This window comes from Roseiflexus castenholzii DSM 13941 (genome assembly GCF_000017805.1).
Taxonomy (GTDB): domain Bacteria; phylum Chloroflexota; class Chloroflexia; order Chloroflexales; family Roseiflexaceae; genus Roseiflexus; species Roseiflexus castenholzii.
This window is the reverse complement of the sequence record NC_009767.1, coordinates 5558256-5577090: the sequence shown is the minus strand read 5'-3', so window position 1 is coordinate 5577090 and position 18835 is coordinate 5558256. Positions and strand designations below refer to the sequence as shown.

The 18835-nt window shown below is 60.3% G+C and carries 18 protein-coding genes and 2 tRNA genes; 14 read left to right on the top strand and 6 right to left on the bottom strand.

Annotated features, from left to right (window positions below; genetic code table 11):
• Positions 1 to 253 precede the first annotated feature (253 nt).
• Positions 254 to 1927, bottom strand: coding sequence for an acyl-CoA mutase large subunit family protein (locus RCAS_RS22410; RefSeq protein ID WP_041331271.1), 1674 nt, complete (start codon positions 1925 to 1927; stop codon positions 254 to 256).
• Positions 1928 to 2029: 102 nt separating this feature from the next.
• Here RCAS_RS22410 and RCAS_RS22405 point away from each other — a divergent pair, with 102 nt between their 5' ends.
• The 11 genes from RCAS_RS22405 (at position 2030) to rplL (ending at position 8663) form a co-directional block, all read left to right on the top strand.
• Positions 2030 to 2644, top strand: a complete 615-nt coding sequence (locus RCAS_RS22405; protein WP_012122770.1) for a hypothetical protein — start codon at positions 2030 to 2032, stop codon at positions 2642 to 2644.
• A complete protein-coding gene (locus RCAS_RS22400) occupies positions 2595 to 3620 on the top strand; it encodes a 2-hydroxyacid dehydrogenase (RefSeq protein ID WP_012122769.1) in 1026 nt (341 codons plus the stop codon). The genes RCAS_RS22405 and RCAS_RS22400 overlap by 50 nt, the downstream gene beginning before the upstream one ends.
• A gap of 60 nt (positions 3621 to 3680) precedes the next feature.
• Positions 3681 to 3767: transfer RNA gene (locus RCAS_RS22395), tRNA-Tyr, on the top strand.
• Between the two features lie 76 nt (positions 3768 to 3843).
• A tRNA-Thr gene (locus RCAS_RS22390) sits at positions 3844 to 3919 on the top strand.
• 55 nt (positions 3920 to 3974) lie between these two features.
• Positions 3975 to 5180 carry an elongation factor Tu gene (tuf, locus tag RCAS_RS22385; RefSeq protein WP_012122768.1) on the top strand — a complete coding sequence of 402 codons (1206 nt, stop codon included), beginning with the start codon at positions 3975 to 3977 and terminating at the stop codon, positions 5178 to 5180.
• Positions 5181 to 5295: 115 nt separating this feature from the next.
• The gene (secE, locus tag RCAS_RS22380; protein WP_012122767.1) at positions 5296 to 5550 is read left to right on the top strand and encodes a preprotein translocase subunit SecE; all 255 of its coding nucleotides are present in this window, start codon (positions 5296 to 5298) and stop codon (positions 5548 to 5550) included.
• 23 nt (positions 5551 to 5573) lie between these two features.
• A complete protein-coding gene (gene nusG / locus RCAS_RS22375) occupies positions 5574 to 6158 on the top strand; it encodes a transcription termination/antitermination protein NusG (protein WP_012122766.1) in 585 nt (194 codons plus the stop codon).
• A gap of 19 nt (positions 6159 to 6177) precedes the next feature.
• Positions 6178 to 6603 carry a 50S ribosomal protein L11 gene (gene rplK / locus RCAS_RS22370; RefSeq protein WP_012122765.1) on the top strand — a complete coding sequence of 142 codons (426 nt, stop codon included), beginning with the start codon at positions 6178 to 6180 and terminating at the stop codon, positions 6601 to 6603.
• Positions 6604 to 6653: 50 nt separating this feature from the next.
• The gene (gene rplA / locus RCAS_RS22365; RefSeq protein ID WP_012122764.1) at positions 6654 to 7376 is read left to right on the top strand and encodes a 50S ribosomal protein L1; all 723 of its coding nucleotides are present in this window, start codon (positions 6654 to 6656) and stop codon (positions 7374 to 7376) included.
• A gap of 221 nt (positions 7377 to 7597) precedes the next feature.
• The gene (rplJ, locus tag RCAS_RS22360; protein WP_012122763.1) at positions 7598 to 8161 is read left to right on the top strand and encodes a 50S ribosomal protein L10; all 564 of its coding nucleotides are present in this window, start codon (positions 7598 to 7600) and stop codon (positions 8159 to 8161) included.
• Between the two features lie 79 nt (positions 8162 to 8240).
• Complete coding sequence (gene rplL, locus RCAS_RS22355; RefSeq protein ID WP_012122762.1) at positions 8241 to 8663, top strand: 50S ribosomal protein L7/L12; 423 nt, start codon at positions 8241 to 8243, stop codon at positions 8661 to 8663.
• A 453-nt stretch (positions 8664 to 9116) separates the two neighbouring features.
• Here the strand turns inward: rplL and RCAS_RS25755 are convergent, their stop codons facing one another.
• Both RCAS_RS25755 and cysS read right to left on the bottom strand, forming a co-directional pair.
• Positions 9117 to 9458: a Uma2 family endonuclease gene (locus tag RCAS_RS25755; protein WP_198135972.1), complete on the bottom strand. Its 342-nt coding sequence runs from the start codon at positions 9456 to 9458 to the stop codon at positions 9117 to 9119.
• A 15-nt stretch (positions 9459 to 9473) separates the two neighbouring features.
• Positions 9474 to 10679: a cysteine--tRNA ligase gene (cysS, locus tag RCAS_RS22345; RefSeq protein ID WP_012122761.1), complete on the bottom strand. Its 1206-nt coding sequence runs from the start codon at positions 10677 to 10679 to the stop codon at positions 9474 to 9476.
• A gap of 100 nt (positions 10680 to 10779) precedes the next feature.
• Between cysS and RCAS_RS22340 the strand changes: the two genes are divergently transcribed.
• From RCAS_RS22340 to RCAS_RS24380, 3 genes are read left to right on the top strand one after another with little or no spacing between them, the layout of a single operon-like run.
• The gene (locus RCAS_RS22340) at positions 10780 to 11892 is read left to right on the top strand and encodes a glycosyltransferase family 4 protein (RefSeq protein ID WP_012122760.1); all 1113 of its coding nucleotides are present in this window, start codon (positions 10780 to 10782) and stop codon (positions 11890 to 11892) included.
• A gap of 11 nt (positions 11893 to 11903) precedes the next feature.
• Positions 11904 to 13127 carry an MFS transporter gene (locus RCAS_RS22335; protein ID WP_012122759.1) on the top strand — a complete coding sequence of 408 codons (1224 nt, stop codon included), beginning with the start codon at positions 11904 to 11906 and terminating at the stop codon, positions 13125 to 13127.
• Between the two features lie 3 nt (positions 13128 to 13130).
• A complete protein-coding gene (locus tag RCAS_RS24380) occupies positions 13131 to 13622 on the top strand; it encodes a DNA methyltransferase (protein WP_012122758.1) in 492 nt (163 codons plus the stop codon).
• A gap of 459 nt (positions 13623 to 14081) precedes the next feature.
• On the opposite strand, the gene miaA is transcribed toward RCAS_RS24380, so the two are convergent.
• The 3 genes from miaA to RCAS_RS22320 all read right to left on the bottom strand — a co-directional run bounded on the left by miaA (position 14082) and on the right by RCAS_RS22320 (position 18825).
• Complete coding sequence (gene miaA, locus RCAS_RS22330; RefSeq protein WP_012122757.1) at positions 14082 to 15002, bottom strand: tRNA (adenosine(37)-N6)-dimethylallyltransferase MiaA; 921 nt, start codon at positions 15000 to 15002, stop codon at positions 14082 to 14084.
• A gap of 7 nt (positions 15003 to 15009) precedes the next feature.
• Positions 15010 to 15912, bottom strand: a complete 903-nt coding sequence (locus tag RCAS_RS22325) for a CehA/McbA family metallohydrolase (protein WP_012122756.1) — start codon at positions 15910 to 15912, stop codon at positions 15010 to 15012.
• A gap of 1203 nt (positions 15913 to 17115) precedes the next feature.
• Positions 17116 to 18825, bottom strand: coding sequence for a bifunctional sulfate adenylyltransferase/adenylylsulfate kinase (locus RCAS_RS22320; protein ID WP_012122755.1), 1710 nt, complete (start codon positions 18823 to 18825; stop codon positions 17116 to 17118).
• Positions 18826 to 18835: the final 10 nt, after the last annotated feature.

Genomic DNA, 18835 nt, shown 5'->3' with positions numbered 1-18835 from the left:
ACCATACCGTTAGGTAACAGTGTCTGGCGGTCCATATCATACCAATGACCGGTGACCATCCGGCATGGTCACCCCGCGCAGCGCGAGGGGTCGTGCGCGACCCGCTCAGATTCCGCGCTGCGTTTACCCTGAGCGAAGCGAAGGGCTCGGCATGACCCGTCGCGGCGCGCGGAATGACCCGTCGCGGCGCGCAGAATGACCCGTCGCGGCGCGCAGAATGACCCGCATGCGGCATCGTCAATCGTCATTGGTATCACACCACGACCATTTCACGGTAGACGCCAAACACATCGCGCAGCACGTCGCACATTTCGCCAATGGTGGCATACGCGCGCACACAATCGAGGATCGGCGGCATCAGGTTCTCCTGCCCCATCGCCGCTTCGCGCAGCGCTGCCAGGCATTGGTGCACGCGCGCATTGTCGCGGGTTGCGCGCACGCGATTCAGGCGCTCCAGGTGACGCGCCTCGCCATGCGGATCCATTTCGAGGATCGGGATTTCGAGCGGCGTTTTCACCGCATATCGATTGACGCCGATAATACCGCGCCGTCCAGAGTCGATCTCACACTGATAGCGGTAGGCGGCATCGGCAATTTCCGCCTGGAAGAAACCGCGACGGATGGCGGGGATGACGCCGCCGAGTTCCTCGATGCGGCGGAAATAGGCAAGACACTCCGCTTCCATGCGGTTGGTCAACGTCTCGACGAAATACGAGCCGCCGAGTGGATCGACCGTATTGGCGACGCCGCTCTCCTCGGCGATGATCTGCTGGGTGCGCAGCGCAATAGTGACGGCTTTTTCGGAAGGCAGCGCCAATGCTTCATCCATCGAATTCGTGTGGAGCGACTGGCAACCGCCAAGGATAGCGGCAAGCGCCTGGATGGCCGTGCGCACGATATTATTCTCCGGTTGCTGCGCCGTGAGCGAACATCCCGCCGTCTGCGCATGGAAGCGTAGCCAGAGCGAACGCGGGTTCTGCGCGCCAAATCGTTCGCGCAATGTGCGCGCCCAGATACGCCGCGCTGCGCGGTACTTCGCCACTTCCTCAAACAAGTCGTTGTGCGCGTTGAAGAAGAAACTGAGCCGTGGCGCAAATTCATCGACATGCAGACCGCGTTCAATGGCTGCCTGCACATATGCGAGACCGTCGGCGAGGGTGAACGCCAGTTCCTGAGCGGCGGTTGCGCCCGCTTCGCGGATATGGTAACCGCTGATCGACACCGGGTTCCACTGCGGCACGTAGCGCGTCGAAAACTCGATAGTGTCCACCACCAGGCGCATCGATGGCTCTGGTGGGAAGATATACTCGTTCTGGGCAATGTATTCCTTCAGGATGTCGTTCTGGAGCGTGCCGCGCAGTTTGTCCCAGGAAATGCCGCGTTTCTCCGCCACGACCAGATACATCGCCCAGATGATCGCAGCCGGTGAATTGATCGTCATCGATGTGCTGATCTCGTCGAGCGGCAGCCCATCGAGCAGGATCTCCATGTCGGCAAGCGAAGAGACGGCTACGCCACACTTGCCAAACTCGCCAGGCACCAGCGGATCATCGGTGTCGCGCCCGTAGAGCGTCGGCATATCGAATGCAATCGAGAGACCGGTTTGTCCCTGGTCGAGCAAATAGCGGAAGCGTGCGTTGGTTTCCTCGGCGCTGCCGAATCCGGCAAACATGCGCATCGTCCAGAGTTTGCCGCGATACCCGGTCGGGTGAATGCCACGGGTGAACGGATAGGCGCCCGGCAGTCCAATGTCGTGCAGCGGATCGGTTCCTTCCAGGTCGAGAGGGGTGTAGAGGCGGTTGACCGGCGCCCCTGAGACCGTTGTAAAGTCAGCGTCGCGTTCGGGTGTGCGCTCGAGCGTTGGGTGCAGCACGGTGCGCTCCCACTCTTCGTAGGCTTTGCGGAAGGCAGCGAGCGAATCGGACATCGTCGTCTCCTCTTTCATACATTGACAATTCCTCTCCAATTATTGTACACTTTCAGTATACCCTCGAAATACATCCCTTCATCCAGACATGGAGAAGCCGGTATGCGAGAGACACTGTTGCGCGCGCGCCGCTGGCGCACTGGCTGGGTTGTTGCGTTCGCTGCCCTGAGCCTCGGATTGATGGCAAGCGGAGCAATACCGGCGACCTACATCGAACGTCGGGAGGTGGCGCAGCAGGTCTGGAAGGCACAGTCGATCACCTCCTATCATATCGTGGTGCGGGCGTTCTTCGCCGGTCGCACGTGCGCACAGGAGATCGAGGTGCGTGGAACCCGGCAGTATGTCGTGCGTGATACGTGTAACTCGTCGTGGCTCTCGTCGCTGACGGTGGATCGTCTGTTCGAGTTAAGTGCGCGACTGGAAGCCGGACCTGAGTGCTTCCCCTCGAAACAGGACTGTTTCTGCCACCGTGTGCGGGTCGGCGCCATCGAGTACGATCCGAACCACGGTGTTCCAATCACGATCAGTTGGCGGCGCGAAATGCAACCGAATTGGCAGCATCCTGCATACTGGAAGCGTGTCTGGAATACGCGCGAATTGCCCAACTGCGCCACCCCTGCCCGTACCCTGCGTCTTGAAGTCGTTTCACTGACCCCGCTGGACAACTATGAGACCCCGCGTATACCTCACGCGTCGTCTGCCACAGGCGGCAGTTGATATTGTGACCGCCGCCTGCGAGACGACGTTCTGGGACGACGAAGCATTGCCCGTGCCGCGTGAGACGCTCCTGCGCGCGGTTGCCGAGGTGGATGGCATTCTCACGCTGCTGACCGATCGGGTGGACGTCGAGTTGCTCGACGCTGCGCCGCGCTTGAAGGTGGTTGCGAATATGGCAGTCGGCTACGACAATGTCGATCTGCCGGCGCTCACAGCACGCGGGGTGCTGCTCACCAACACCCCCGATGTCCTGACCGAAACGACTGCCGATCTGGTCTGGGCGCTCATTCTGGCGGCTTCGCGGCGGGTCGTCGAGGGGCATCGGTTGATTGCCGCCGGTGGATGGAGCACCTGGTCACCGATGTTCATGGTCGGGCAGGACGTGCATGGCGCAACGCTCGGCATCGTCGGCGCGGGCAGGATCGGGGCGGCGGTGGCGCGGCGCGCAGTTGGCTTTGGGATGCCGATCCTGTACCACAACCGTCATCCGTCGCCAGCGCTCGAGGCGCAGATCCGCGCGACTCCCGGCGCAGCCATCCGCTATGTGCCGAACCTCGATGATCTGCTGACCGAATCGGATGTCGTGGTGGTTATGGTTCCGCTGACGCCGGAGACGCGCGGGATGTTTGGGGCGCGCGAATTTGCGCTGATGAAGCCGACGTCGGTCTTCGTCAATGCTTCACGGGGTCCGGTCATTCGTGAAGCGGAACTGATCGACGCATTGCAGCGCGGTCGTCCGTGGGCTGCCGGTCTCGACGTGTTCGAGCGCGAGCCGATTGGCGCCGATCATCCATTGCTGACGTTGCCCAATGTGGTGCTGACGCCGCACATCGGCAGCGCCACGGTCGCCACCCGCACCCGCATGGCAGTGGTGGCGGCGACGAACCTGGTTGCGGCGCTGACCGGTCAACCGGTTCCAAACCCGGTGAATGATGGGGGTCGGTTGCGCGTCGAACGGAGAGCGCCTCCGGTTTGACAGGCGTCTATGACTGTCGTATAATGCATATCCGCCACGATATGTGGCGTGCTGTGCATTGGGTCGGTACCGAAGTGGCCAACCGGGGCAGACTGTAAATCTGCTGGCTTAACGCCTTCGCTGGTTCGAATCCAGCCCGGCCCACCAGTTCGACTGAGAATGTAGAGTTGAGAGCAGGGCGGTGTTGTTTCTCAATTCTACATTCTCATTCTTATGTTCGTATGCCCATGTAGCTCAGCAGGTAGAGCACGTCTTTGGTAAAGACGAGGTCACGGGTTCGAGTCCCGTCATGGGCTCCAGCCGGGCGGCGGTGATCAGCGCCGCGCCTGACAGTTTAAGGAGCAGGACACACCCATGGCAAAGCAGAAGTTTGAGCGCACCAAGCCACACGTCAACGTCGGCACCATCGGCCACGTGGACCACGGCAAAACGACGCTGACCGCCGCGATCACCAAGGTGCTCGCCCTGCAAGGCGCGGCGCAGTTCGTCTCCTACGACCAGATCGATAACGCGCCTGAAGAGCGCGCGCGCGGCATCACCATCGCCATTCGCCACGTCGAGTATCAGACCGCCAAGCGCCACTATGCGCACGTCGATTGTCCGGGGCACGCCGACTATATCAAGAATATGATCACCGGCGCGGCGCAGATGGACGGCGCCATCCTGGTCGTCTCGGCGCCCGACGGTCCGATGCCGCAGACGCGCGAGCACGTGCTGCTGGCGCGCCAGGTGCAGGTGCCGGCGATGGTCGTGTTCCTCAATAAGGTCGATATGATGGACGATGAGGAACTGCTCGAACTCGTCGAACTCGAACTGCGCGAATTGCTCAGCAATCACGGCTTCCCCGGCGACGAGATTCCGATTATTCGCGGCAGCGCGCTCGCGGCGCTCTCAAGCGCGTCGACCGACATCAACGCGCCGGAGTATCAGTGCATTCTCGACTTGATGAACGCGGTGGACGAGTACATCCCGACGCCGGTGCGCGAAGTCGATAAGCCGTTCCTGATGCCGATTGAAGATGTGTTCGGCATCAAAGGGCGCGGGACGGTGGTGACGGGGCGGATCGAGCGCGGCAAGGTGAAGATGGGGGATACGGTCGAGATTGTCGGGATGAGCCACGAGGCGCCGAAGAAGACGGTGGTGACCGGGGTGGAGATGTTCCAGAAGACGCTCGACGAAGGGATCGCGGGGGATAACGTGGGGGTGCTGCTGCGCGGCATCGAGCGGACGGAAGTGGAGCGCGGGCAGGTGCTGGCGGCGCCGGGGTCGATCAAGCCGCACGCGAAGTTCAAGGCGAATGTGTATGTGCTGAAGAAGGAGGAAGGGGGGCGGCATACGCCGTTCTTTCCGGGGTACCGACCGCAGTTCTACATTCGGACGACGGACGTGACGGGGGCGATCAGCCTGCCGGCGGGGGTGGAGATGGTGATGCCGGGCGATAACATCGAGATGCTGGTGGAGTTGATCGTGCCGGTGGCGATTGAGGAAGGGTTGCGCTTCGCCATCCGCGAAGGCGGACGCACCGTCGGCGCTGGCGTCGTCTCGGCGATTGTTGATTAGGCGATGCGTCATGCAATCCAGGCGTCTGCTGCGGCCTGCGTTCCTGTTGGGCCCTGGTAGACGCCTGATTTATGTATCAGCAGGGTGTGTCTGCTGGTAGAAAGCATGCTCGATAATGACGGTTGTTAAGGATAAAGATAAAGAATCACAGAATGCGCTGGCGCGCGCGTTTCAGAATGCTATCGTGCAACCACTGCGCGAGTCGCGCGCGGAGATGCGGAAAGTTGTCTGGCCCACCCGCGAAGAAACAATCCGTCTGACGGTGGTTGTTATTTTGCTGTCAGCAGTGATGAGCGCCATTCTGTTTGCAGCGGATGCCCTCTTCTCATGGCTGCTGCTTCTGCTGCAAAATGCGGTTGCGACGCTGTAGCGACTTCGGAGGCGAGGAAAGCCGTGACTGAAGAGAAAAAAGAACAGGAAATCCAGCCCGAGTCGGAGATACGCGATGATGATCGTCGCTGGTATGTGATTCATACCTACTCCGGCTATGAGAACAAAGTGAAGCAAAACCTGCTCCATCGCATTGAGACGATGGAAATGCGTGATCAGATTTTCAACGTCATCGTGCCGACGGAAGAGGAAATTGAAATCAAAAATGGTCAGCGCCGCACAGTTCAGAAAAAGGTGTTTCCTGGATATGTGCTGGTGCAGATGAAAATGAACGACAACTCCTGGTATGTCGTTCGCAATACGCCGGGTGTGACGAGTTTCGTCGGGCATGGGAATAAGCCGACGCCGCTTGAAGAAGAAGAGGTGAAGGCGATCCTGAAGCAGATGGAACAGGAAGCGCCTAAGGTGAAGGTGAGTTATCAGGTTGGTCAGGCGGTCAAGATTACGGATGGTCCGTTCACCGACTTCGAGGGGATCGTGGACGCAATTGACCACGAGCGTGGTCGTGTGCGGGTGCTGGTCTCGTTCTTCGGTCGTGAGGCGCCGGTCGAACTGGACTTCCTTCAGGTGACGCGCCTGGTCGAATAGTTGTGCGAAGGAGCGCTCTGTGGCCAAAAAGGTTACCGGGGTCGTGAAGCTGCAACTGCCCGCCGGTAAGGCGACTCCAGCGCCGCCGGTTGGTCCGGCGTTGGGTGGTTACGGCATCAATATCATGGCGTTTGTCAAGGAGTATAACGAGAAGACTGCGTCACAGGCGGGAAGTATCATTCCGGTCGAAGTGACGATCTATTCGGATCGTTCGTTCACGATTACGCTGAAAACGCCGCCGGCCGCCGATCTGCTGCGCAAAGCGGCAGGTATCGAAAAAGGCTCCGGCACGCCGAACCGCAAGATTGCCGGCACGATTACGGCAAAACAACTGCGGCAGGTGGCTGAGCAGAAAATGTCCGATCTGAATGCGCAGAGCATCGAAGCCGCCGAGAAGATTATCGCCGGCACGGCGCGCAGTATGGGGATCAAAATCGTCGAGTAGTCGCTGATGTGTGGGAGGGGTTCCCCCGTTTGCACCACAGGGAGTTGAGTATGCCACGCCGACACGGAAAAAAGTACCTTGAGGCGCTCAAGAAGATTGATCGGCAGCGCCTCTATACACCGGAAGAGGCGATCAAACTGCTGAAGGAAACGTCGTTTACGACGTTCGATCCAACCGTCGAAGTCCATCTGCGGCTGGGCATTGATCCGCGTCACGCTGATCAGACGATCCGCACGACGGTTTCTCTGCCGCACGGCACCGGCAAGACGGTGCGGGTGCTGGTGTTTGCTCAGGGTGAGGCGGCGCAGGCTGCGCGTGAGGCGGGCGCTGATTTTGTCGGCGCCGATGACCTGATTGCCCGGATCGATAAGGAGAATTTCTTCGATTTCGACATTGCGATTGCGACTCCCGATATGATGGGGAAAGTCGGGCGCATCGGGCGGAAGCTCGGTCCGCGCGGGTTGATGCCGAACCCAAAGAGTGGGACGGTCGTTCAACCTGAGGACCTGCCGCGCACGATCCGTGAGGTGCGCGGTGGGCGTGTTGAGTTCCGCAATGATAAAACCGGTCTGCTGCACGTGGCGGTTGGGAAACTGAGTTTCAATGAGCCGCAGATTTATGAGAATATTGCTGCGCTGATGGAGGCGGTCAAAGCGGCGCGTCCGGCTGCCGCAAAAGGGACGTATATCAGGAGTGTGACCTTTACCAGTACGATGAGTCCTGGTATTCGAGTCGATCCATCGGCAGCACAGGCGATGAAACCAGCAGTCTGAAACGGTTGGTTCAGAGGAGCCGTTATCGCACGGAGCATTGCCGGAATCGTTTCGGCATACAGGTGAATAGTCGAGCGCCGCAGACAGCGGGTGCGTGTGCTTAATGGCTGCGTGCCGCCCGCCGAGGCAGCTTCCTGAGACCATGCGATGCATGGGTTCGTGGGTTGCTGCGTTTGTGTGCGGCAACCCGCGTTTTTTATGGCGGAAAGGAGGTGAAATCAGTGCCAACCCAACGTAAGATCGAAACTGTCGCCGACCTGAAGCAACGTCTTGAGCGTATGCAGGTAGCCGTTGTGGCCGACTACCGCGGTCTCTCGGTTGCCGATATGACCGACCTGCGTAAAAAATTGCGCGAAAGCGGCGCGGAATTTGTGGTGGCGAAGAATACATTAACGCGGATCGCCGCGCGTGAGACGGGTCACGAGGCGATTGAGCCGCTGCTCGAAGGACCGACGGCTCTGGCGTTTGCCTATGACGATGTGCCAAAGTTCGTCAGGGCGATCAATGAGTTCAACCGCGGTCCGAAGAAAATTACAGTGCGTGGCGGATTGCTTGGCACAACGCTCCTCAAAGAGAATGTGCTCGATGTCGTTGCCACGCTGCCAACGAAGGACGAAGTGCGGGCGCAGGTGCTCGGCGGACTGGCAGCGCCGGTCACCGGACTGGCAGGCATCATTGCCGCGCCGGTCAACGATATTGTTAATCTGCTCGATGCCACGTCGAAGAGCATTCTCTATGCGCTTCAGGCACGCGTCGATCAGTTGCAGCCGTCGTCAACATCGTAACGTCTCTGTGTCTGCGTCAGCAGAATCTACAGGACCACAATGAATCCAGATACGTTATCACGAAGGAGAGACAACACCTATGGCTAGCGAGAAGGTCGAGTCGGTCATTGCGAGTATCGAGGCGCTGAACGTCCTCGAATTGGTGGAACTGAAGAAGGAACTGGAGTCGCGCTGGGGTGTGACCGCCGCCGCTCCGGTGATGCCGATGGGCGGAATGGTGATGCCCGCAGCCGCAGCCGCGCCTGCCGCAGGTGATGGCGGCGCCGCAGCCGCGCCCGCCGTCGAGGAGAAGACGGAGTTCGACGTCATTCTGTCGGCCGTCGGTCCGAACAAGATTCAGGTTATCAAGGCGGTGCGTGAATTGACGAACCTGGGTCTGAAAGAGGCAAAGGACCTGGTCGAAGGCGCGCCCAAGCCGGTGAAGGAAGGCGTCAGCAAGGAAGAGGCGGAAGCGGCAAAGGCGAAACTGGTCGAGGCGGGCGCAACGGTCGAGATCAAGTAGTCGCCTTGGAAATCGTTGCCCGGTCTCCTTGCTTGCGCAGGAACAGAGCCGAGGGGGTGTGCAGATGGTGCAGGCTGCACACCTTTCGCTTTTGATATGCTTCCCTGATAGCCGCTATGAACCCTGCTTCGTCAATGCTCGCGCGCGCAGCGTGCAACGTCTTGTCTACACAGCAGACGCGCCCGTTGGTAAAGCGGCTCTGCTGGCGTCGACAGTGAGCACGTGCAGAATGCAGAGCAAACCGGTCGGGAAGCCACTCACGGTCGGTGGCGGTTGCAACGTTCACGGAATGGCACAGCAACATCCACATTCGAGGTTTAGTGTCGTTGGAGAGGGACGTGTGGATGCGCCGGTTGGGGTGTAATGCGTGACCCGCTGCGCGTGCGGATCGACAATGACAACGTCGCGCAATCCATGCCCCAGATAGAATGGCGGGTTGAGCACAACGTCTTTCTACTCGTATCCTGCGCTGATCACTTCGATAACCGCGACAGGCAAGACGGTCAGTGCTGTATCCTGGGCTGGCGGCGGTTCGCAAAAGACGGCAATATCGGGTCGCTTGAGCGAACCATCGGGAAAACGGATCGCAACGTCGGCAAGGTGATAACACATGCACGCGCTGCTCCTGTCAGCCAATGGCGCAATTGACGCCCGGATCCGGTCAACTATCATGTGGTGACGTGAACCGGGTTGCGCTTCCCAAGTGGGGATGCCTGCCGTTCGTTCAAGTTTGATTGCGCCAATACGCAGCAATTCAGACAGTTCATCACTGTTGGGAGCATACGGATTGGACACGCTGATCTCCTCTGCTTATGCCGCTGCCCAGAACCCGAAGACGTGCGCCATCTCGCGCAGTGCCGATTGTGCGCCAACGACATTGTAGCCTGACGACGCTGCTTCGAGAATGGCGTTGCTCAATGCGCCGATCTGTGCCAGCGCCTTCGGCGTATCCAGGTCATTGTCGAGAGCGGCAAAATATGTCTGATAGAACGGTTCCGCGTTCAACGGCTCACCTTTTGAATCGCCCTGCGCTGCGAGCGCCGCTGTGAGCCGTTCAACCTGTTGCACCGCCAGCGGTACGTCCGACCGGACGTATTCAAAATCGTCACGGTAGGGGAAGGAGAGGAGATACCAGCGCAACGCATCGGCGCTGTGCTGCTGAAGCGCATCCTTGATAAAGACCAGATTGCCGAGCGATTTGCTCATCTTCTGACCATCGAGCCATGCCAGTCCTCCATGGACCCAGAAATGCACAAATGGGCGCTTGCCGGTGTACGGTTCGGTCTGAACGATCTCAGACGGATGGTGGGGGAAGATCAGGTCACGCCCGCCGCCGTGAATATCGATTTGCGGACCGAGGTAGCGCGTGGCCATTGCAGTGCATTCGATGTGCCAGCCGGGGCGCCCCCTTCCCCAAGGGCTGGGCCAGGTCGGTTCGCCGGGACGGCTGCGCTGCCAGAGCACAAAGTCGAGCGGATCGTCTTTGAGCGGGTCGTTCGGGTTGTTGCCACGTTCGTTTGCCAGCGCCAGCAATGCTTCGTAGCCGTCCACCCGCGCCATTGCGCCGTAGGTTGGTTCGGTGGAGACATCGAAATAGACGTTGCCGTTGCGCACGTAGGCGTGGCCCAACTCAACCAAACGCTCGATGATCGGGATCATCGTGGCGATTTCTTCCGACGCTTTTGGAAAGAAGTCGGGCGGAATCAGATTGAGCGCCTGGCAATCTTTGACAAATTGTTCCGTTTCACGGCGCGCCAGTTCGTCCCAGGGAATGCCGTCGCGCGCAGCGCGCTCGAACAACGGATCATCGACATCAGTGGTATTCTGGCAATAGCGAACTGTGCCGCCACAGTGACGAATGTAGCGAATAAGCACATCGAAGATCAGAAACGTATGAGCATGACCGACATGCGTCGTATCGTAGGGCGTGACACCGCACACGTACAAGGTGAGCGGGCGGTCGCGCGGGATGAGCAACTCGGCTTTCTGACCGCGCAGTGTGTCGAAGAGCCACATGACTGGAAACGTCCTCCTGGTATGGGAAGAGGGAAGCGCAAGAGACGCCGGGCGCGCAGCGGATCCGATACTATTATAGCACAGTGGTCAGAGCAACGATATGCGCATAGGCATCGACATCAGCCGAATGGCAACAATAGCGCGCACCGGAACTGAGCACTATACCGGTGAAGTGGTGGCGGCGATCGCGCGACGCGACGCGGTCAATACCTACACGCTCTATTGCAACCAACCACCTGCACGATTACCGTCGCTCGGAGCGAATATGACGGTGCGTTGCATTCCGCTGCCGCGTCTCTGGACGCATGTGCGGCTGTCGGGTGAGGTGCTGCGGCATCCGCCGGATGTGCTGTTTATTCCGGCGCATGTCTTACCGCTCGGCGCGCCGCTCGTCCGCCGGATGCGCACGGTGGTGACGGTTCACGATCTGGGGTATGTGCGCTACCCGGAGGCGCACACGGCAGCGCAACGGCTCTATCTCCAGATGTCGACGATCTGGAGCGCGCGCGCTGCCAGCCATCTTATCGCTGTTTCCGCAGCGACGCGCAACGACCTTGTGCGGCTGGCAGGGGTCTCACCGAACCGCATCACGGTTGTGCATCATGGGGTGGCGGAGCGGTTTCGTCGCGCGCTTGCCGACTCGTCGCGAACGCGAGCGATTACCGGCGGGGACGAACCGTATTTTCTGTATGTCGGCACGGTGCAACCACGCAAGAATCTGGCGCGGGTCATAGCAGCCTTTGCGGATGCCAGCAGGCGATTGACGGGCTGCGGTATGGCGCCAATCCTGGTCATTGCCGGCAAACGTGGCTGGCTGAGTGAAGGCATTGCGCGGCGCGCTGCTGAAGTCGGCATCGCCGATCGTGTGCGGTTCGTCGGGTATGTGGCGGACGACGATCTGCCGGCGCTCTATCACGGGGCGCTGGCGTTTGTCTTTCCGTCGCTGTACGAAGGGTTCGGGATGCCGGTGCTCGAAGCAATGGCGTGTGGCGCGCCGGTGCTGACGTCGAACAGTTCGTCGCTGCCGGAGGTGGCGGGCGACGCGGCATTGATCGTCGATCCGCTCGACACGGGAGCGATTGCGGAGGGTATGGTTCGCCTCGTCTGCGATGCAGCGCTGCGACAGGAGTTGCGCCAGCGCGGGTATCGGCGCGCTGCACAGTTTACGTGGGATCGCTGCGCGGAGGAGACATTACGTGTTCTGTATGGCTGAAAGGGGGATGTGTGTTTTCATTCGCCGCCCGCGCCCGCGCGACGATGGCGCGGATTTCACCGCAGGTCTGGCGCGTTCTGGCGCACAGTCTGCTCTTCGGGCTGGCTGGCAGCATCGCCGATCTGCTCTTCAACTTCTACCTGGTGAGCCTGGGGTATGGCGCCGACACCGCCGGCCTGATGGCGACGGTGTATCGCGGCGCGGGGGCGTTGCTTGGTCTGCCGCTTGGCGTTCTGATTGACCGGTTTGGCGCGCGAATGCTGCTTGTGGCAGGGGCTATTGGCTTTGGGGTCGCCTATGCGCTGCTGTTGATGGTATCGCAACTGTGGGCGCTCATTCTTTTTGTCTTTCTGGCAGGCGCGGCGAATGTGCTGGCGCTGACGGCGGTCGTGCCGCTGTTGACCGGCATCACCAGCGCTGAGGAACGGGCGACGGTGTTCGGCATGAATGCATCGGCAGGGCTGATCATCGGTCTGGTCGGCAGTAGCGTCGGTGGATTGCTGCCTGGAGCAGCGGCGCTGTTCCTGGATGTTGATGCGCGCGACACCGACGCCTATCGTCTGGCGCTATCGGTCGTTGTTGTGCTGGGATTCGTCTCGGTGGCGCCGGTACTGGTCGGGTTTCGCGCTCGTCCTGTTGCGACTGAGACAGCCGCGACGGTTGCCGTAGAACCACAGCGACCTGCGAGTCCGCTCCGTTTGTTGCGTTTTGCGCTTCCTTCGCTCTTGCTGGGGATTGGCGGCGGTCTGTTCCTGCCGTTCCAGAACCTTTTCTTCCGCACCGTTTTCGGACTGAACGACGCGGTCGTCGGGGTGATGCTGGCGATGGGGGCGCTTGGCATGGGGCTTGGGGCGCTCCTGGGCGCGCCGGTCGCAGCGCGGATGGGATTGCGGCGCGCTGCCGGCACGCTCCGGTTTGGCGCCGTTTTCGCCGTTGCGCTCATGTTCGCGCCCGCGTTGCCGGTTGTTGTGGTGGGGTACATGCTGCGCGGCGCGTTCATTGCCGCCAGTTACCCGCTGAATGACGCGCTGGTGATGCAGTTGACGCCGGCGCGACAGCGTGGGGTTGCTATCAGTCTGTTGAGCGTTCTCTGGTCGCTTGGTTGGTCGGCGTCGGCGTGGGTCAGCGGACAGATTCAGGTGACCTACGGCTTCACGCCAGCGCTGGCAGCGTCACTCGTGGCGTATGCGCTGTCGGCATGGGCGATCTGGACGATACGAGAGGACGAGCGTTAAGGGTTGCCCTCCACAAAGAACGCGAAGGACCACACTGCCCACGTCAACCACCAGAACTATGAAAGCTACTACAAAAATAATCAGACCAATTCCGAGAAAAAGTATCACGAGGCAGTGCTAGACCTCTACTTTACTGCTGCTTCCGAGGCATGGCGTGTGCTCAAGCGAGACGGCATCTACATTGTCAAATGTCAGGATGAGGTTTGCGCTAATCAACAACGTCTAACACACGTCGAGATCATCAACGAATTACAAACCTATGGCTTCGTTACTGAGGATTTGTTTGTTGTGATGCGAAATGGAAAGCCAGGAGTGAGCCGAATACTCACTCAAGCTCACGCTAGAAAGAATCACCCCTATTTTTTGGTGTTCCGCAAGCCAAAGGGTCGTAAGCGCTGGTCAGGACTCAAGCATCGCTTACAGATTGCAACAAATAGATCTGGAAAGCCAAAACCTTTCCCTGATACTAATGAAGAACTTCCTCTTTTTCGGTAAAGAATTCTCCAAACTGCTTGATGACGATTTCTTCAGGGAATTGATTAGTTAGCTTCTGATATCGATCAGGCAATGTATGTTCGGTCCATTCCACACTTTTCGGCGAAAGACTCCTGTGAGTGCCCTCTGCTCAGACGTAATACCCGTACTCGTGCGCCGAAACGTTTCAGGATGTCTTCTTTCTGACTCATAAACAATATATAACACAGTCTCAGCCTATGAGTCTACGGACCATGAGTATCACAACGCAGGCAAGTCCAATCTTTACGGCGTAGTTTTGTGTGGCTTTCTTCACTTGCTTTCGCGCCCTTCATGGATTTCAAGACGATCCACGAAGGGCGCGAAAGCGCACAGTAAAGAGGCGCGCTATCGGGGGCTGCTGGCAGAGAAATGTTCTTTTCCTTCGTGCCTCTTCGTGCGCTTCGTGGATCACAAAAGGTCATCCACCGAAGAGCGCCGCTACGATGAATCGAATGTTTGCCGCACAATCGCTTCCGCGCGTTGCAGCAGGTCGGGCGCATCGGCGGGCAGGGTGACGATGTTGGGCAGGCGGCGGAACCAGGCGGGTTGGCGACGCGCGAAGGTATGCGTGTCGTACTTGAGGCGGGTCACTGCCTCTTCGAGCGTGGCGCGCCCCTCGAAGTACGGACGAAATTCGCGGTACCCGAGCCCCGACATCGAGGGTAGATTCCAGTGATAGCCGCGCTCCAACAATCCGCGCACTTCGTCGAGCAATCCGGCAGCCATCATCGCCTCAACGCGCGCGTCGATGCGGGCGTACAACACCGGCGCCGGCAGAGTCAGCCAGATGGTCGTGATACGGTAGGGTGGCGGTTGCACCGAACGCTGCTCGGAGATCGGTATGCCGGTCGCCTCATAGACTTCGAGCGCGCGAATAATGCGGCGCACATTGCCCGGAAGAATACGAGCAGCCGCAATCGGATCGACCTCCTTGAGACGCGCATAGAGCGCCTCTCCTCCCTGTTCCGATGCCTGCCGTTCGAGCGCGGCGCGAATGTCGGGGCGTGGGGCGACTCGCGGCAACTGCCATCCCTGCAACACCGCCGCCAGATATTGACCGGTTCCTCCGACCAGCAGCGGCAACTTCCCACGTGCTGCAATATCGGCAATTGCTGCGGTTGCCATGTCCTGATACAGCGCCAGCGAAAAATCTTCATCGGGATCGACGACATCGATCAGGTGATGGGGCACGGTAGCGCGCTCGGCCGGTGTTGGCTTGGCAGTGCCAATGTCCATCCAGCGGTAGACCTGGCGCGAGTCGGCAGAGACAATCTCACCGTCGAACAACCGCGCCAGGTGCAGACTCAGCGCCGTCTTGCCGACAGCAGTCGGACCAACGATGGCGAGCAGCGGGATCACGCTTGCGTCAGCCCAGCCAGATGGGATTAGTCCATGCCTTTCGTCCGGCATCATCCACCACCGTCACCCGGATGTATGGAACCTCGTGGATCCATGGGATGGGCAGTTCACACACTGTGATCGCCTGCCCCAACTGACGCTGTGAGCGCTCGTCAGGACCAGAGACGAACACGGCGCGCGCCGGGGAACAGCGCACCGCAACCCGTCGATCATCGATATCCACATCGTCGATCTGCGGTCCCTGGGAGGAATAGAACGCACCACTCTTCAGCGCATCCAGAAGCGCTTCGGGGGATAGTTCCCCCGCGCGCACCTGCACCCATGCCACGAATGTATCGGGACGAATGGAGAAATGCGCATCATCGGCGGCATATGCCAGCAACCGCTTCCCGTTTGCCAGCAGCATATCGCTGAAATGCCAGCTATCGCCGCGATCATTATCCCAGGCGGCGGTTGCATTGAACACCTCGACGGCGTGCGCGGCGTCGAGGGACAACCCATCGTCGAGGGTCAACGTATACCAGGCGGGATGCGCAATGCCGACGAAGGCGCCGGCGGCGGCAGCGCGGGCTGCGAGCGTCGGTCCGGTCTCGTCCGGCGCGGTCGGTTCAAAGTCGAGTGGCAGTCCAACCGCAACAATGTGCCACAACCGACCGGCAGATGTCTGTGGGGCGTGCAATTCTGCGCCGAGGAGCGTGGTGAAGTGCGCGCTGCGAAACGGGCGGGTATCGGTGATCTGAAAATGGTACTGCGGCAGAAAATGGTCGGTCAGCGCCAGAAAATCGTACCCCTGCACGCGATAGGCGGCGACAACGTCCTCCGGCGACAATTCACCGTCGGAGACGGTGGAATGGGTGTGCAGATTACCACGGTAGAAGCGCCCCGGCTTGCGGAATGGAAGTTGATCCATGTTTCCCTGTCCTCTCCCTTCACCTCTCTTGTTGCCGTAGCAGGAGTATTGTACACTGTGCGATGGGAGTTGCTCCTCTCGCCTCGTCCCTCGCGCCTCGCCCCTCTCATACCAATTCCCTGTGACCATCCGGCATGGTCACCCTGAGCAGCGCGAGGGGTCGTGCGCGACCCGCTCAGATTCCTCGCTGCGCTCGGAATGACACGCATGCGGCATCGTCAATCGTCATTGGTATCACCCCTCGCCTCGTCCCCTCTCGCCTTGCCCCTCGCTCCCTCGCGCCTCGCCCCCTCGCGCCCCTCACCTCTCCACAAATGCGAGATAAATCTCGCGCTACGCCCTTGTCGGGCCCTCTTGCCTCGCGCCTCGTCCCCTCGCGCCCCTCACCTCTCCACAAATGCGAGATAAATCTCGCGCTACGCCCTTGTCGGGCCCTCTTGCCTCGCGCCTCGCCCCTCTCATACCAATTCCCTGTGACCATCCGGCATGGTCACCCTGAGCAGCGCGAGGGGTCGTGCGCGACCCGCTCAGATTCCTCGCTGCGCTCGGAATGACACGCATGCGACATCGTCAATCGTCATTGGTATCACCCCTCGCCTCGTCCCCTCTCGCCTTGCCCCTCGCTCCCTCGCGCCCCTCACCTCTCCACAAATGCGAGATAAATCTCGCGCTACGCCCTTGTCGGGCCCTCTTGCCTCGCGCCTCGTCCCCTCGCGCCCCTCACCTCTCCACAAATGCGAGATAAATCTCGCGCTACGCCCTTGTCGGGCCCTCTTGCCTCGCGCCTCGCCCCTCTCATACCAATTCCCTGTGACCATCCGGCATGGTCACCCTGAGCAGCGCGAGGGGTCGTGCGCGACCCGCTCAGATTCCTCGCTGCGCTCGGAATGACACGCATGCGGCATCGTCAATCGTCATTGGTATCACCCCTCGCCTCGTCCCCTCTCGCCTTGCCCCTCGCTCCCTCGCGCCTCGCCCCCTCGCGCCCCTCACCTCTCCACAAATGCGAGATAAATCTCGCGCTACGCCCTTGTCGGGCCCTCTTGCCTCGCGCCTCGTCCCCTCGCGCCCCTCACCTCTCCACAAATGCGAGATAAATCTCGCGCTACGCCCTTGTCGGGCCCTCTTGCCTCGCGCCTCGCCCCCTCGCGCCTCGCCGTGACAATTCACGTATTCGCGTCTCATCACAGGCTAATAGCGCCATTAGCCCGATCGCGTCAGAAAGCCGCGCTCCTCCAGCAGGGCCACGATGCGCCGCGCGCACTCGTCGGGCGTGGTATCGACTGTCGTGAGGTGCACTTCCGGCGCCGCCGGAGGCTCGTAGGGGTCGTCAATGCCGGTGAAGCCGGTGATCTCGCCACGGCGGGCGCGGGCGTACATGCCTTTCGTGTCGCGCCGTTCGCAGATTTCGATCGGCGTATCGACAAACACCTCGAAGAAGCGATCATCTCCGACCATCTTGCGGCACTCGTTACGCGCTGCGCGGTACGGGCTGATCGCAGCGCAGATCGCTACGCCGCCGTGTCGCACGATTTCACCGGCGACGAATCCGATCCGCAGAATGTTCGTGTCACGATCTTCGCGGCTGAACCCAAGCCCCTTCGACAGGTGCGTGCGCACCACATCGCCATCGAGCAGCGTACTCTGGCGTCCCCGCTCCAACAGCATCGCCACCAGCGCCTCGGCAATCGTCGATTTGCCCGCGCCGCTGAGACCGGTGAACCAGATGCAAAACCCCTGACGATGACGCGGCGGGTAACTCTGCGCCAGGATCGCCGCCGTTTCCGGGCGGGTGAACCATTCCGGCAGCAGTTTGCCTTTCGCCAGATACTCATCTCGTACCTGCGTGCCCGAAATTGTCCAGACGCGCGCACCCGGCGGAACGGCGGTTTCTTCAACATACTCATTGGCGTCGGGCAGGTAGACGTACTCGCGGAACGGCACCATCGCAACGCCGATTTCATCGGTGTGACGCGCCACCAGTTCCTGGGCATCGTAGGGACCATAGAACGGCTTGCCACGGCTATCGAGACCCGGACCGGCATGGTCGCGCCCGACGATGAAGTGGGTCGCGCCGAAGTTACGCCGGATGATTGCGTGCCAGAGCGCCTCGCGTGGTCCGGCCATACGCATCGCCAGCGGTAGGAGGCTCAACAGTGTGCGTTGTGGATCATAGTACCGCTCGACCAGCGCGCGGTAAATTCGCACCCGACTGTAATGGTCGATGTCGCCGGGACGAGTCAGCCCGACGACCGGATGGATGAGCAACGCGCCGTCAACTTCGGCAGCCGCGCGCTTTGTCAGTTCTTCGTGAACGCGGTGCAGCGGATTACGCGTCTGAAAAGCGATGACCCGTTCCGCCCCCATTTCGTGCAGGATCGAACGCACCTCAGCCGGAGTGCGCCGCAGTTCCACGAAATCGTAGTAACGCGGCAGGCGCACAACCTGCAACGCGCCGGAAATGTACGTATCGCCCCACATGCTCATTTCCGACACAAGCGGATGGCGCGGATCGGTCGTGCCGAGTGTCAGGCGCGCTTCCTGACCGGCGTCCCATGCAAATGCCTCTTCGATATTCATCACAGCGATCAGTTCATTGCGCGCGTCGCGCAGTGCAATTCGATCACCGAGGCGCGCCAGCGTCTTTCCATCGACCGGTAGTGTGATCGGCAACGGGAAGAGCGTGCCGTCTGCCAGTCGCATTTCGTGCAGCACACATTCGTAGTCGGCGCGCCCCATAAACCGGTCGAGCGGCGAAAAACCGCCGGTCGCCAGCACTTCGAGGTCGCAGAGCGCACGCGCTGAAATCTGGATCGAGGGGAGTCGCGCCGCTTCTTCAATCAGGGTACGACGTTCCTCGCCAGAGACCAGCAGATTGATCAGACGACCACCGTATGGCGGAATGAGTGACATGAATAATCCT